This is a genomic window from Streptomyces sp. NPDC056169 (assembly GCF_042268445.1).
In the GTDB taxonomy this organism is placed as follows: domain Bacteria; phylum Actinomycetota; class Actinomycetes; order Streptomycetales; family Streptomycetaceae; genus Streptomyces.
Map to the genome: position 1 here is coordinate 30,717 of NZ_JBHJUO010000024.1, position 13,592 is coordinate 44,308.

General features: G+C 69.9%; 12 protein-coding genes and 2 pseudogenes. 9 read left to right on the top strand and 5 right to left on the bottom strand.

What is annotated here, in order from left to right; genetic code table 11:
- Positions 1-2 precede the first annotated feature (2 nt).
- Both ACFC0G_RS33200 and ACFC0G_RS33205 read right to left on the bottom strand, forming a co-directional pair.
- Positions 3-239 carry a hypothetical protein gene (locus ACFC0G_RS33200; protein WP_376410643.1) on the bottom strand — a complete coding sequence of 79 codons (237 nt, stop codon included), beginning with the start codon at positions 237-239 and terminating at the stop codon, positions 3-5.
- 227 nt (positions 240-466) lie between these two features.
- Positions 467-1,429 carry an SDR family NAD(P)-dependent oxidoreductase gene (locus ACFC0G_RS33205; protein WP_376410646.1) on the bottom strand — a complete coding sequence of 321 codons (963 nt, stop codon included), beginning with the start codon at positions 1,427-1,429 and terminating at the stop codon, positions 467-469.
- A gap of 132 nt (positions 1,430-1,561) precedes the next feature.
- Here ACFC0G_RS33205 and ACFC0G_RS33210 point away from each other — a divergent pair, with 132 nt between their 5' ends.
- From ACFC0G_RS33210 to ACFC0G_RS33225, 4 genes and pseudogenes are all read left to right on the top strand, one after another.
- Entirely contained in the window at positions 1,562-2,755 is a 1,194-nt protein-coding gene (locus ACFC0G_RS33210; protein WP_376410649.1) for a sensor histidine kinase, read from the top strand.
- Positions 2,752-3,405, top strand: a complete 654-nt coding sequence (locus tag ACFC0G_RS33215) for a response regulator (protein ID WP_376410653.1) — start codon at positions 2,752-2,754, stop codon at positions 3,403-3,405. The genes ACFC0G_RS33210 and ACFC0G_RS33215 overlap by 4 nt, the downstream gene beginning before the upstream one ends.
- Before the next feature lie 111 nt (positions 3,406-3,516).
- On the top strand, positions 3,517-4,119 hold the full coding sequence (locus ACFC0G_RS33220) for a GNAT family N-acetyltransferase (RefSeq protein ID WP_376410656.1): 603 nt from the start codon (positions 3,517-3,519) through the stop codon (positions 4,117-4,119).
- A gap of 51 nt (positions 4,120-4,170) precedes the next feature.
- Positions 4,171-4,568, top strand: a pseudogene (locus ACFC0G_RS33225) (IS5/IS1182 family transposase); the annotation flags it as partial.
- A gap of 17 nt (positions 4,569-4,585) precedes the next feature.
- Here the strand turns inward: ACFC0G_RS33225 and ACFC0G_RS33230 are convergent.
- Entirely contained in the window at positions 4,586-5,089 is a 504-nt protein-coding gene (locus ACFC0G_RS33230; RefSeq protein WP_376410658.1) for a MarR family winged helix-turn-helix transcriptional regulator, read from the bottom strand.
- A gap of 114 nt (positions 5,090-5,203) precedes the next feature.
- Here ACFC0G_RS33230 and ACFC0G_RS33235 point away from each other — a divergent pair, with 114 nt between their 5' ends.
- Positions 5,204-5,596, top strand: a complete 393-nt coding sequence (locus ACFC0G_RS33235; RefSeq protein WP_376410662.1) for a hypothetical protein — start codon at positions 5,204-5,206, stop codon at positions 5,594-5,596.
- An 887-nt stretch (positions 5,597-6,483) separates the two neighbouring features.
- On the top strand, positions 6,484-6,813 hold the full coding sequence (locus ACFC0G_RS33240; RefSeq protein ID WP_376410665.1) for a hypothetical protein: 330 nt from the start codon (positions 6,484-6,486) through the stop codon (positions 6,811-6,813).
- A gap of 46 nt (positions 6,814-6,859) precedes the next feature.
- On the opposite strand, the pseudogene ACFC0G_RS33245 reads toward ACFC0G_RS33240, so the two are convergent.
- Both ACFC0G_RS33245 and ACFC0G_RS33250 read right to left on the bottom strand, forming a co-directional pair.
- Positions 6,860-7,393, bottom strand: a pseudogene (locus ACFC0G_RS33245) (DUF2252 family protein); the annotation flags it as partial.
- 342 nt (positions 7,394-7,735) lie between these two features.
- Positions 7,736-8,824 carry an alpha/beta hydrolase family protein gene (locus ACFC0G_RS33250; RefSeq protein ID WP_376410668.1) on the bottom strand — a complete coding sequence of 363 codons (1,089 nt, stop codon included), beginning with the start codon at positions 8,822-8,824 and terminating at the stop codon, positions 7,736-7,738.
- An 822-nt stretch (positions 8,825-9,646) separates the two neighbouring features.
- Here ACFC0G_RS33250 and ACFC0G_RS33255 point away from each other — a divergent pair.
- The 3 genes from ACFC0G_RS33255 to ACFC0G_RS33265 all read left to right on the top strand — a co-directional run bounded on the left by ACFC0G_RS33255 (position 9,647) and on the right by ACFC0G_RS33265 (position 13,231).
- Positions 9,647-11,014 carry a GH1 family beta-glucosidase gene (locus ACFC0G_RS33255; RefSeq protein WP_376410671.1) on the top strand — a complete coding sequence of 456 codons (1,368 nt, stop codon included), beginning with the start codon at positions 9,647-9,649 and terminating at the stop codon, positions 11,012-11,014.
- The gene (locus ACFC0G_RS33260) at positions 11,011-12,258 is read left to right on the top strand and encodes an MFS transporter (protein WP_376410674.1); all 1,248 of its coding nucleotides are present in this window, start codon (positions 11,011-11,013) and stop codon (positions 12,256-12,258) included. Before ACFC0G_RS33255 ends, ACFC0G_RS33260 begins: the two co-directional genes overlap by 4 nt.
- 418 nt (positions 12,259-12,676) lie before the next feature.
- Complete coding sequence (locus tag ACFC0G_RS33265) at positions 12,677-13,231, top strand: hypothetical protein (protein ID WP_376410677.1); 555 nt, start codon at positions 12,677-12,679, stop codon at positions 13,229-13,231.
- Positions 13,232-13,592 lie beyond the last annotated feature (361 nt).

The following is a 13,592-nucleotide window of genomic DNA, read 5'->3' on the forward strand; positions in this document are numbered from 1 at the left end:
GGTTACGCCTCCGGGGCCGGCCCCGGAGGCCGCAGCGCGCGGGTCAGCCGGTCGAGGTCGCTCGTGCTCGACGGCGCAGTCCCCGTGAGGGTGCCGACGAGAGCCTGGGCGAGGACGGTCGCCGTACCGATCCGGGTGTCTTCCAGCTCGTCCCCGGTGACCTTTCCGATCACCGCGTCACGTACCGCCGGTGAGATCTCGGAGCCCCCGAACAGGTCGGGGAACGACAGCGTGATCATGCACAGGCCCACGTGGGCGGAGAGGATCGACCTGAAGGTCGGTGGGGGAGTGGCCGAGGGCGAAATCACCACCGATCTCTCCGGTCCCGGGACAGCCCTGCTGGACTCGACTCCGCCCTCCACTGCACGATCGGCATCGGCGTGGCCGCACTGACGACCTGGCTCGCCACCCGCATCGGTGTCCGTCGATGACCGCCGCAACGGTCAAGGGCGTCAAGGGCCCAACGTCAGATACCGCTCGGCTGGATCATCTTCCGGCCCGTGGTGCTTCCGCCGTCCACGGTGACCGACGCACCCGTCATGTAGGGGAAGTCGTCGGACGCGAGCCCGAGCACCGCGCGTGCGATCTCCTCGGCATCGGCCATCCGTTCGAGACCGTCGACGTTGAGCGGCCCCCATGCCTGCTTGTACCTGGCCCATTCCGTGTCCGGGATGCCCGGCGGGCGGACGAAGGGGGTGTCGGTGGTGCCGGGCAGCAGGGCGTTGAGCCTGATTCCCTTGGGTCCGTACGCGAGTGCTGCGGACTTCACTATTCCCTGCACCGCCCGCTTGCTTGCGGTGTATGCGGCGCCGTTCGGCCGCGCCTGTTCGGCCACTGACGACGAGGTGCAGATGATGACGCCGCGCTGCGCCCTGAGCATGTGCGGGATCTCGTACTTGATCGCGAGGAACATGCCTCGGGCGTTGGTGGCCTGGACGTCGTCCCACTCCTCGACGCTCATCTCATGGGGCAGTTTGCCGCCGCCGATGCCGGCGTTGTTGAAGGCCACGTCGATGCCGCCGTAACGGCTCGCGACCCGGTCCACGAAGGTCTGTACCTGGTTGGCTATCCGGACATCGGCCTGGATGTACGTGGCTTCGCCGCCCGCGTCCCGGATCTCCCGTTCCACCTGGCGCCCCAAGTCGGCTCGCCTGCCACAGAATCCGACATGGGCACCCTCCCCGGCGAACGCCTTCGCCGCCGCCCTGCCGATACCCGATGTGGCACCCGTGATGAGCACCGACTTCCCCGCAAAGCGGCCGACCGCTTTGCGGGACCTGGACGGGGCGCCGACCGCGTGGGCGGTGGTGCCGAAGGCCGCGCTCGCCAGACCCAGGGCCGCTGCACCACCGAGGAGGGCCCGTCGCCCCGTGGCCTCGGACTTCGCGTTCGTGCCGGTACTCGTATCCGTGTTCGTGTTCGTATCCATGACGAGCACACTGGCAGCCCGTGCCGGGCGCACGACTCCCTCCTCGGGCCGGACATCGCGGCCGGTAGGAGGAGTTGCCCTCCTCCCATGGCAGGACCCAAGGAGCACGGGCGCCCGCCTATCGTGGGCCGCGTGAACCGATCTTGGATCGAGCTTGCCTTCGACCGGAGATTCGCCGTCATACGGGTCCTTGCGCTCGCCGGCGTACTGCTCGGCGATTTCCTGCTGCTCCAGCGGCCGTCCGGAGCACAGGACTGGGGCCTTGCCGCCGCCGGGGTCGTGCTGTGCCTGGCCGCGGGGAAGTGGGCGTTCGGCGCTCTCCTGGCGCAGTCGGGCCTGCTCGTCGTCGCACACGCGCTGGGCGCGAGCACCGTCTCTTCGCTGAAGGTGCTGGCCGCCGTGACTCTCTTCGAGTTGGCGGTTCGGCAGTCCGGGCGCCGCCTGGCCGCCGGAACGACGGCGCTGGCGCTTGCCGTCGCTGTGAACCGTCTTGAGGACCTGCCCGGCGAACTTCTCCCGGTGCTCTACAAGATGGGCATCGTCGCAGGCCTGCCACTGCTCCTGGGCGCGTACGTACGCGTGACCCGCGACGCCGCAGTGCACGCCCGTCAGTACGCAGAACAGCAGGAACTACGCGCCGAACAACAGCTGCTGGCCGCCCGCGCAGCGGAGCGCACCACCATCGCGCGCGAGTTGCATGACCTCGTGGCCCATCACGTCTCCTCCATGGTGCTGCGCGTTGGTGTCGCCCGGCATGTCGTCGCCGCCACCAGCACCACCGACCCGCGGATCACCGAAGTCCTCGACGACCTGCACTCCAGTGCAGGCGCGGCACTGACCGACCTGCGGCGCCTGGTGGCTGTACTGCGCGCCCCGGACCGTACCGGTTCCGACACCGGTTCCCTGGTCTCGCCCGGGGCGCTGTCGGCGGCATTGGAGTCTGTGGTGCAACACAGCCGCCAGAGCGGCCTGGCCGTCACCGCTTCCGTGGATCCCCGTGTCGCACGGCTTGACGCGGTACGTGGCCTCGCGGTCCTCCGCCTGGCCCAGGAGGGCCTGGCCAACGCGGCCAAGCACGGCGGGCCCGGCGCCCACGCCGAGCTGGCCGTCCGGCTGGCCGATGACGCCGTACACGTGACGATCCATGACGACGGGGCCGGAAGAACCCGGCCATCGGCCCCGGGCCCATCCGGACACGGCTTGATCGGCATGCGTGAACGCGTGGACCTGCTCGGCGGCCGGCTGGATGCGGGCCCCGCGGCTCGCGGCTGGCGACTCACGGCCGAACTGCCCGCCTTCACATCCGACATGGAGCCCAAGCTGTGATCCGCATCCTCGTCGTCGACGACCAGCTGCTTGTCCGCATGGGGCTGCGCATGCTCTTCGAGCAGGCTCAGGACATCGAGATCCAGGGCGAGGCGGCCAACGGGGCAGAGGCGGTACGACTGGCTGAACGCCTCACTCCCGACGTCGTCCTCATGGACCTGCGAATGCCCGGCATGGACGGCATCACGGCCACCCGCCGCATTTTGGCGGCGCGCCCTGCCACCCGGGTCGTCGCCCTCACCACGTTCGACGATGACGACCATCTGTATCCGGTGCTCGCGGCCGGAGCCTGCGGTTTCCTCGTCAAGGACACCCCACCGACCGAAATCCTGGATGCCGTACGCCGGTCCGCCAACGGAGAGGCCCCCTTCAGCCGGGACATCCTCAACCGACTCGTCGCCCAGGCTCTCCACGCCCGTTCCCCCTCCGACACCCCTACGGACCTCCCCTTACCGGCCATCACCCCGCGCGAGCGGGAGGTGCTCGGCCTGCTCGGCGTGGGCCTGTCCAACAAGGAGATCGCCGACCGGCTGCATCTCGGGGTCACCACGGTGAAGACGCACGTGGCGAGCCTGATGGCGAAGACGGGCCGAGACAACCGCATCCGTCTCGCCGTTCTCGCCGTCCTCACGGGCATCACTCCGGACTGACCCATCCCCCTCCTGACCGGGCCGGGACAAAGGCCCCGCCCCCCCGCCGGCTGTCCCCTGGCAAAATGGTTTGGCGAGGGATTCACCCGGTGGCAGGGTGGCTCGGTGAACATGGCACAGAACCCCAAGCCCCCTGTCGTGCGTCCCATCACCGACGCCGACATTCCTGCCGCGGTCGATACCCTCGCCCGCGCCTTCGCCGACTATCCCTACACGCGGCACGTGATCGCAGCGGACGATCACGAGGAGCGGATCCGGCGGTTCCAGGAGCTGTGCCTGACCCGCATCGGCATGGTGTACGGCCGGGTCTGGGTCGCCGACGAAGGCCGCGCCGTGGCTGTATGGGCCGTTCCCGGCCAGGATCCCTCGCCCGCCTTCGCTGAAATCGGGCCGATGCTGGGCGAACTCAGCGGCGACCGGGCTGCCGCTTACGCAGCTGCGGACGCGGCCATGGCCCCCTACCGGTCCCAGGAGCAGGGATGGTTCCTGGAAACCGTGGGAACCGCCCCCGAGGCTCAGGGGAAGGGCCTTGGCAGTGCGGTGCTGATGCCCGGCATCCAGGAGGCCGAGCGCGCTGGGTGTCCGGCGTTCCTGGAGACCTCAAGCGAGGCGAACGTGCGGTTCTACGAGCGCCTCGGCTTCAAGGTCGCAGCCGATGTTCAGCTCCCCGACAACGGCCCCCGCACGTGGTGCATGCGCAGGGACCCGCGCTGAGAGCCTGAAATCTCACCTTCGACGGGGGCTGTGCTCAGACCACCTCGTCGCCCTCGTCCAACTCCGGCTTTCGCGCACCTCGGCCGGTCCAGAGGTGGTCTGACCAGCAGGATCGGCCTGGATTGCGACGGCCGGGGCCGTCGGAACGCGTTCGTCGTGACGGGAGGCAACTCCAACGTCTGCGCCCGGTTCACCGCCGTGATGGAACAGATCCGGGTGCCCCGCGTGGGCCCTGGCAGCCCCCGTGTCAGGGCCGCAACCGGATCCGGCGCGGCAGCCACGGCGGCCGGCCGCCGGCCTTAGACCGCGAGATCTACGAGCACCGCAACGTCGTGGAGCGCTGCTTCAACCGCTTGAAACAGTCGCGCAGCATCGCCACCCGATACGACAGGACCGCCGAGTCCTACAAGGCAGCCGTCACCCTTGCATCACTCCAGACGGGGGAGTGACATCCGACGGTCGAACCTTAGAAGCGGGCCCCTGTGGGGTCCGCGGTTTCGTTGACCAGTTCCCAGAGGGTGGCGCGGCACTCAGCCAGGCGCCGGTCGCCGATCCGGTCGGCCCACTGGCGGTCGATGTTCTCCGCGCTGCGCCGGGCGGCCTCGGCGGCGGATATTCCGCCAGGGGTGAAGTCGACGATCTTTGCTCGCGCGTCCGCCGGGTCGCGCCGGCGGTGGAGGTAGCCCTTTGCCACCAGTTCGTCGACCAGGGGGCCGACGGTTTGCTTGGTGCTTCCGAGGCGTTCGGCGATCTCGGTGACGCGGGCCCCGTCGTCATGGCCGAGCGCCGCGAAGATCCGCAGGTGCGCGGGGCGCAGATCCGTGATGCCTTCGCCGGCGAGGTCGCCTTGCACCCGGTCGGTGACAATCGCGGCGAGCCGGCGCGCCAGCGCGCCGAGCCGTGAGTCCGGTTCCAGACGGTTGTCGGCGAGCTGACCGGTGTCTGCGGGGGAATGCGGGTTCCTCGACATGGTCAGGTCACCATACCTTCCCTAAATAGTCAGGTGACCGTACTGTTCGTGCCCTGAAGCCGGCCGAGCGGCTCCGCTACCGGAACCGCCGGCACACCGGAAGGAACACCCGCCATGACCACACCGCCCCAGGCACACTCGACCCTCCCGCAGGCCGCCAGGGTGCTGGCGGGCCTGCTCCTGCTGTCCGGCGTCACCCACCTCGCACAACTCGCCGTCTACCAGCACGAGGCGAACGTGCTGGGCGCCGCCGGATTCGGCGCCGTGTACTTCATGATCGGAATCGCGATCGTCAGGCGATGGCCTGCCGCGCTCCACCTCGCGGCCGTGCTCCCCGCGATCGGCGGTCTGCTCGGCATCTACCGCTACTTCTTCCTCCACACGAACCCCTTCAGCGTGTGGCACGTCGCCCTCGACCTGATCATCGTGCCGCTGGCCGTGACCCTCCTGGCCCGCCGGCGCACAGAACCCGCCGGAACCCCTTCCGGCTCACCGGCCAGTCTCTGAATCGCGTCCCTAGATCCCGCGGAACGACGGCCCCGCGCAGGGCCCCATAAGTGAGGCGGCCGACCGGCACGCGGAAAGCTCCGGGGCATCCGGCCCCAGGAACTGCGTCAAGCCGAACGATCGCCTGCCGATACCGCCAGGCAGCCTGGCCGGCAAACAGGACTCACCTGTCCCGTGCCAGGCAGAGCAGGCCGCTCGCCGTCGGCGTCACGGGCGGCAACGCCAACAACGGCACCCGATTCACCGCGTCCATGGAAGAGCCTTGGGTCCAGGAACGGACCCAGGCCGATGGTCCGCAACGACCGGACCTGGCAGAACAGCACCGGAGGCCGCTCACCAGCCTTCGACCACACGGTCTGAAGGCACCGCGACGTCGTGGATCGGCATCCGCCACGTGAAGCAGTGGCGGAGCATCACCACCTGGCAAGACAGGACCAACCCAGTCCTGCACAGCGCGGTCCCCCTCGCCCCACCCCTGATGCCGACGTGACATGTGACCACAGCACCCAGACGGGCCGTGAGCAGCCGACCCTGGTGGCCGGTAGGCGGCCCGGGGCGCCACCGAGTGCTGGCGCCTCGACCTCGGCCGGAGCAACGACGAATCCGAGCGCTCCTGCGCTGTGGGGCGGCGTCGACGAATTGGCGGGCGCGCCGGCCTTGGCTGCCGTGTCGGGCCGCCGGGTCGTGGCAGGCGGTCGACGCGGCGGTATCGGTCGAGGGAGCGACGCCGGCGCCCTCCTCCGCTCTGCGACGGTGGTGCGGTCGGTTGGGAGAGGCGACGCGGCGGGTGACGACCGCGGGAACGAGATCCAGGGCTGGCGCAGCCGCCACCCGGTGCCACGATGGAGGGACGAGGCTTTGTGGCCGCGCGCTTCAGGGAGGCAACCATGGGCCGCGAGTATCACTTTCATTGCGAGCACGCCGGCTGCTCGGTCACCGTGGGCCTGCGGATGGGCGGGACGCGGGAGCTGGAGCTCCTCGTGGATGGGAAACAGGTCGCCGCCGCCATCGCCCATGGTCACCACGCCCAGACGACGGTGCTGACCGGGATCCTGCCCACCGACCCGCCTCGCGGTATCGATGTCGAGGTGACGCTCCCGGGCAGGCTCGGCGGCGATCCGACCAGCACGCTGCTCGCGGGTGGCGAACGCAAGCCCATGCCCGCCCGGGATGTGCCCCGGCGGGCGCGGCCGACGGAGGCCGACTGGTACTCCTGACCGTGTCGGGGCACCCGACACGGCGTGTCCCTCCGGCGTACTTGGCGAGTACCGATCGCTTGGCTTCCTTCACCTGGATGAGCAGCGGGTCCTTCTCGTCCCTGCCGAGCATGAGGATGATCCAGCAGCGGGTGCCCACACTGCCCACATCGACCACCTCGCGCGCCATATCGACCAACCGGAACTGCGAGAGCAACTGCCGGTGGTCCGGCCGCAGCGTGTCCGCGTACCACTCGAGCAGCTCGCGGATCTCGTGCTCCAGGACGGCGCGATCGACATCCGGGAACAGGTCGCCGATCGGCACCGCGAGCGACGGGGCGGCGATGATCCGGCGCTCCCCGTCGGCGATGCCGGTGAGTCTCCCGAACGCTTGAATGTCGTCCCGGCCGCGGCGTTCTCCATGACATTCGAGGGCTTCCTGCGCTTGGCCCTCCCGAGCTGGTCGGCCACAAGGGCCTCGATCCGTTCCATCTTGGTCCGGGCGCACCAGATGTCGAGGTTGTGCATGCCGGCGAAGGTCGGCTCCACTCGCGGTACGAGCGCCCGCAGCGCAGGAACCGGTACGAGCGTGGCTCGACATGCCGGCCGACAGTGTCACGGTGGCCGCGTCACCCGATCAGTGGCACTCTGAAAATGCTCACTGGCCCCTGTGGCGGCAGCTCGTAGTCGTGACCGCCCACCGTGTACTCGACTACACCGGCGATCAAGCCCTCGGATCCGTCCGGCCGATCTTGAAACTACAGAAGAGCGAACGCTGGCCCCGCCGCCACAGCAGCCCGGTAGCTCTCATCCACCAGGCGAACGAACACACGGTCACGGCCATCACCGGCCCCCATGGTGCGGCGCCACCCCGGCCCTTCACGTTCCCACTGTTCCCGCGCGATCTCTCAATCCGGCCCCCACATGATCGGCCGGACAGGTCCTAACGCGATCCGTGGCCGACCGGACGGTCAGGCGGCAGGCAGGATCGCACCTCCGGGTGGTCCGCGTTCAGGTGGTCGAACGGCGTCTGCTGGGCGTCGCGCAGGTGCTGGTCGAAGAAGGCGCGCAGGTAGGCGCGGGTGATCGTCATGGTGCGCAGGCCTGAGGTGGCCGCGCCGCTCGGCACACCGAACTGGTCGGCCAGCAGGCCGAGATCGGTGAAGGACGGGTGCTTGGCGCCCGCCACCACCAGCCAGCGCTTCCAGCCGGTCAGTAGTGGCCAGTCTCGGGCCCAGGTGTCCGCAGCGGGCCCGTCGCCGGGAGAGTACTGGCCGTCCCGGCCGAAGAACAAGAACGGGCGGTCCAGGCCCGTGTGCGGGATCAGAGGGGCGGTGCTGCCGTCCACGTTGATCCCCACGCGGATACGCTCGTCTGCAAGCATCGCCGCGATGGTGGCCGCGCCGCCCGCGGAATGTCCGGCCATGCCGATCCGGTCCGGGTCCAGCACGGGTGGGCCTGCCCACGGCGGGTTGTTGCCGAGCAGCTCGTCCAGCACGAAAGAGGCGTCCCGGGCGCGGCCAGTCTTCACCTTGTGCCAGAACTCGGCGTTGCGCGCAAACCCGCGGCCGAGGGCGAAGGCGGCCACCCGGCCGTCCGGAAAGGTGGTGGCCGCGGTCTCGTAGGTGTGGTCGATCGCGACCGCGATGTAACCGTGGCTGGCCAGGTCCTCGCCGATCGAGGTGAGCGTGGCGCGGGGTCGGGTGAAGCCGGGCGAGAGAACGATCAGTGGCAGTTGCCGCAGCCCGGGGCCGAGAGGGGCGTCCGGGAAGGCGTTAGTGCGCACCGAACTCAGCGCGTCGGGCGCGATGGCTGCCGGCTGACCGGCCAGGATCTCCGCCGACTCGGCCTGCGTCAGGTAGCGGGCGCGCGGACCGGACGAACGTGCGGCCGGGTACCAGATCGAAATCATCAGCTCGCGCGTTGGCACGTCCGCGACCCACGGGTCCGGGCGGGAGACATCTTCGAGGTACACCGATGTGGTGCCGACCGGATGAGACCCGGTCGGCGTCGGCAGGGTGGGTATGACCATGCGGTGCATGGTCGTCGGCCGCGTCCGACTGCGCCATCGGGGAGATCCCCGATTTGTGAGTCCGGGGTGCTTGGAGAGCCCGCGCACAGCAGGGCGGAAACCGTCCGCTCGAATACCCGGATTCGTCGTCGAACTTCAGTCGCACGGAGCGTTGCCCGGGCGAAGCGTCCACCTCAACGGCTACGCCGTTCTGACCTCCCAGGCCCACTGTCACCCGGACGTACCGAGCACGCCCTGCGGATCCAACTGAGGGAAGACAGAGCCGAGGTGACCTGGCGGGCCATGGTGACTGCGGCAACTCCGATAGGCGGCGGAATCTGTCTCCGGTGGCCCTGGCTACTGGTCGTCGGTTGTCTCGTGCATCCGTTGGGCGACCAGTGGCGTTCCGCCCGGTCCCCGAGGGGCAGGCTCAGCAGAGTCACGGCGGCGACCCCTCCGGGCCGACCGACAGCGTCACGGTGGGACCGGCGGGGCGACGTCGATGGCGGCGGGGTCCATGTTGGCGGGTCGATGGCGGCGGTCGGTTGGTCTTCTCGTGCGGGCCCGTGCCGTTCGGTGTTCTGGTCCGACGGTCGCCGCCGTCCAGGGGGCTGGTCCGGCGGCCCGTCGGCCTGCGCGGGAGCGTTCTCCGGTGATGGTGGCCCGCTGGGTCCGGGGCGGGACGACGAGGCGGCGGCCTCACCTGCCGTAAGTTGAGGATTGTTCACTTTTCATTGACAGGGCAGGCCCTGGGACCCGAAAGTGCCTTGAGCAGCCCGCCCGACAGCGCCTCCCCGCACCCGTGTCGAGGGATTCGCGCTCCCCCGACCGAAGCGAGTCCGCATGACAGCGCCCGTACCCGAGTTCCCGGCCGGCTTCCTCTGGGGAGTCTCCGCCTCCGCCTTCCAGATCGAGGGCTCGCCCACGGCCGACGGCCGGGGCCCCTCCTCCTGGGACGCCTTCACCAGCGAGCAGGGACGCGTCAAGGACGGCTCGCACGCGGAGGTGGCCACCGACCACTACCGCCGCTACCGCGAGGACGTGGCGTTGATGGGCGAACTCGGCGTAGACGCCTACCGGTTCTCGGTCTCCTGGTCCCGCGTCCTGCCCGACGGCCACGGTCCGGTCAACCGCGTGGGGCTGGACTTCTACGACCGGCTCGTCGACGAGCTGTGCGCCGCGGGGATCGCCCCGGTGCCCACCCTCTTCCACTGGGACACCCCGCTCGCCCTGGAGGAGCGGGGCGGCTGGCTGGAGCGCGACACCGCAGAGCGGTTCGCTGCGTACGCCTCGGTGGTCGCGCAGCGCCTCGCCGACCGCGTGCCCATGTGGATCACCATCAACGAGCCCGCCGAAGTCACCCTCCTCGGATACGGTCTGGGCGAACACGCCCCCGGCAAGCAGCTCGTCTTCGACGCACTGCCCGCCGCCCACCATCAGCTCCTGGCTCACGGGCTGGGCGTACAGGCCCTTCGCGCAGCGGGTGCCCGCCAGATCGGCATAGCCGCCTCGCACAGCCCCGTCTGGACCGCCGGCGACAGCGACGAGGACCGTGCCGCCGCCGAGTTGTACGACACGCTCACCAACCGCCTCTTCGCCGACCCGATCCTGACCGGCACCTACCCGGACGGCCTGGACTCCCTCCTGCCCGGCCCGGTGTCGGAGGACCTCAAGACGATCTCGGCCCCGCTGGACTGGTACGGGGTCAACTACTACAACCCGATGCTCGTCGGCGCGCCGACGCCGGCCGGCACCTCCGCCTTCGGCGGAATCGAGATCCCCTCCGGACTCCCCTTTGCCCTCCGGGAGATCGAGGGGTACGAACGCACCGACTTCGACTGGCCCGTGGTTCCGGACGGACTGCGCGAGCTGCTCGCCACGCTGAGCGAGCGCTATGGTGACCGGCTGCCGCCCCTGTACATCACCGAGAACGGCTGCTCGTACGGCGACGGGCCGGACTCCGGCACCGGCAGGGTCGAGGACGCGCGCCGGATCGCCTACCACGACGGCCACGTACGCGCCTTGCACCAGGCGATGGCCGAGGGGGCCGACGTACGCGGCTACTTCATCTGGTCGATCCTCGACAACTTCGAATGGGCGGAGGGCTACCGGCAGCGGTTCGGGCTCGTCCACGTCGACTACGAGACGCTGGCGCGGACGCCCAAGGAGTCTTACGCCTGGTACCGCGACCTGATCAAGAGCGGCAGATGACTGCCGAGCCGAAGGCCGCGGTAGCCGGGGAAACGGGCACTGCGCCCGGCGGTCGGTGGGTGAGCGCGCTGTCCCTCGCCAACCTCGGGGTGTGGGTCGGCTGGTTCGGCCCGCTGCAACTGCTCCTGGCGCGCCAGGCCGAGCACCTCACGCCCGACCACAAGGCGTCCACTCTCGCCCTGGTGACGGGATTGGGGGCGGCCGTCTCGATGGTCGCCAACCCCGTCTTCGGAGCGCTGTCCGATCGTACGACGGCACGCGCGGGCCGTCGGATCCCCTGGGTGGTCGCCGGGGTGGCGGGCGGGGCCGCCGGCCTGGTGTTTCTTTCCCTGGCGGCGAGCGTCACGGCGGTGATCGCGGGCTGGTGCCTGGTCCAGCTCGCCCTCAACGCGGCCTTCGCCGCACTCACCGCCGCCGTCCCCGACCAGGTCCAGCCCCGACAGCGCGGCATGGTCGGCGGCTGGCTCGGCGTCTCCCAGGTCGTCGGCATCCTGGTCGGCACGGCACTGGCCACGGTCGCGGGCGGGATCACCGCCGGCTACCTGGCCTGCGCGGGCTTCTCGGTGCTTGCGGCCGTGCCGTACGTCCTGATGCGGCGCGACTCGGTGCTCGCCCCCGCTGACCGGCCGGCCTTCCAGTGGTGGACCTTCCTCGCCGGCTTCTGGATCGACCCGCGCCGCCACCCCGACTTCGGCTGGGCCTGGCTCACCCGGTTCCTGATGAACCTGTCGTACTCCATCAGCACGATGTACCTGCTCTACTACCTGACCGACGCGGTGCGCTACGGAGGCGACGCGGACACCGGCGTACTGATCCTCACGGCGCTCAACGCGCTCACCCTGCTCTCCACGGTGGTGATCAGCGGCATCCGCTCCGACCGCAGCGGCCGCCGGAAGTCCTACGTCATCCGGTCGGGGCTGGTCATCGCTGCGGCCACGCTGCTGCTCGCCGTCTGGCAGACCTGGACCGGCGCGGTCGTCGCCTCGCTTGTCCTCGGCCTCGGCTTCGGCGTGTACACGGCGGTGGACTTCGCCCTGCTCACGGACGTACTGCCGACCGCGGAGGACCGGGGCAGGGACCTGGGCGTGATCAACATCGCCAATGCGCTGCCCCAGGTCCTGGCCCCGGTGATCGCGGCCCCGGTCGTCACCCACCTCGGCGGATACGCAGCCCTCTACGCCCTCGCGGGAGGCCTGGCCCTCGCGGGCTCGATCCTGGTCCGCCGTATCCGCTCGGTGCTCTGAACAAGCATTCCTGCCCAACCCGCCACGGGCGACCACGACCCACCCTCAGGCCAGTGAGCCTCTGCCGCCTTGAAGTCCCAGGCCAAAGGGCTGGCTTGACCGGTACTGGGGGTGCTCGTGCTGGTCGTGGGCGTGAGTCGCGGAGAAGGTCATCGTCAGCTGCTGACTTCGAGGTTCGTCAGGACGAGCAGAGAGTCATGGGGTCGCTGATGTCGTTGTCCAGGCCGCGGAAGCCGAGTAGGTCGACGTCCCGAGGCCGGCGGCCCGCAGGTGGGCCAGGACGTGGTCGTGGCGGACGGCGGAGATGTCGTGGGTGCGGCCGGGCGGGCGACGGATGTCCTCATCGTGGGATGGGCGAGGCGGGTGGGGGAAGGGCTAGTGGCGCATCCGAGCGCCGCCGCTGGTGAGGAGTCCGAATATGGCCCGCACGATCGCCCTGGTCCTGGCCGGCGCCACCGCGCTCGCAGTGACGCCCGCCGCCGCAGGACCCGAGCCAGGAAGGGCGGCGGCGGACAAGGCGGTCACCTATCGGGTGACCGCTCCATACCAGCAGCATGCGAACGGTGTGCGGGCCGGCTACAAGCCCGACCAGTACTGCGTCTTCGACCGGGCGGGTGGCACGGGCGCGCTCGGCTACCCGCATTTCAACCACGTCTACGACAACTCGACGGACCCTGCCCAGCCCACCGCCCTCTTCTACGAGGACGACGGCAAGGGCGGCAAGCGTCTCGCCGGCGTGGAGTGGCTGGTCTACGACCGCGACCAGAACCTGAAGACGGACGACGACCGGCCGTACATGTTCGGGGTGCCCTTCAAGGGCCCCAGCCGCGGCAACTTCCCCGGCCAGCCCGTCCACTACGCCCTGCACCTCTGGCTGTGGAAGAAGAATCCCAAGGGCCAGTTCACCACATACAACCCGGCGGTCACCTGCCTCCCGGGGACGACCCGCCCGCAGCCGCGCCCGTCTTCCTGACCCCCGGTGGGCTGCCGCTCACGCGCGCCTCGGCCACGAGGGCGATGGCTCGCCGAAGGAGGTCTCGCGGTCTTTTTCACCTCCGCGTTCCATCCGGCACCGACCATGTGATTCCGACACGGGATCTGAGATACCCCATCTGTAGGGGCTCGCCGCTCGTGCCACAGGTCCTGCCTTCTGGCCAGCTACTCTTCCGCTTTCTCAGACAGACGCCCGTCGGCTTGGTCTCACGAACGCGGCATTTCCTCATGCCGTCGTTGGGCCGGCCGGGCTCAGTACGCGGGCTGGCACCACGATGCCGGGTGGGTCCAGGGGAGCCGTGTGGGCGTCACCGGCTCGAAGAGGGCTCGCCCGGTCCGGG

Bases quoted from the DNA above. Each gene is read 5' to 3' on its own strand.
- ACFC0G_RS33265 (WP_376410677.1), top strand. From the start codon at position 12,677: ATGGCCCGCACGATCGCCCTGGTCCTGGCCGGCGCCACCGCGCTCGCA.
- ACFC0G_RS33200 (WP_376410643.1), bottom strand. From the start codon at position 239: ATGATCACGCTGTCGTTCCCCGACCTGTTCGGGGGCTCCGAGATCTCA.
- ACFC0G_RS33230 (WP_376410658.1), bottom strand. From the start codon at position 5,089: ATGTCGAGGAACCCGCATTCCCCCGCAGACACCGGTCAGCTCGCCGAC.
- ACFC0G_RS33255 (WP_376410671.1), top strand. From the start codon at position 9,647: ATGACAGCGCCCGTACCCGAGTTCCCGGCCGGCTTCCTCTGGGGAGTC.
- ACFC0G_RS33240 (WP_376410665.1), top strand. From the start codon at position 6,484: ATGGGCCGCGAGTATCACTTTCATTGCGAGCACGCCGGCTGCTCGGTC.
- ACFC0G_RS33260 (WP_376410674.1), top strand. From the start codon at position 11,011: ATGACTGCCGAGCCGAAGGCCGCGGTAGCCGGGGAAACGGGCACTGCG.
- ACFC0G_RS33220 (WP_376410656.1), top strand. From the start codon at position 3,517: ATGGCACAGAACCCCAAGCCCCCTGTCGTGCGTCCCATCACCGACGCC.
- ACFC0G_RS33205 (WP_376410646.1), bottom strand. From the start codon at position 1,429: ATGGATACGAACACGAACACGGATACGAGTACCGGCACGAACGCGAAG.
- ACFC0G_RS33250 (WP_376410668.1), bottom strand. From the start codon at position 8,824: ATGGTCATACCCACCCTGCCGACGCCGACCGGGTCTCATCCGGTCGGC.
- ACFC0G_RS33235 (WP_376410662.1), top strand. From the start codon at position 5,204: ATGACCACACCGCCCCAGGCACACTCGACCCTCCCGCAGGCCGCCAGG.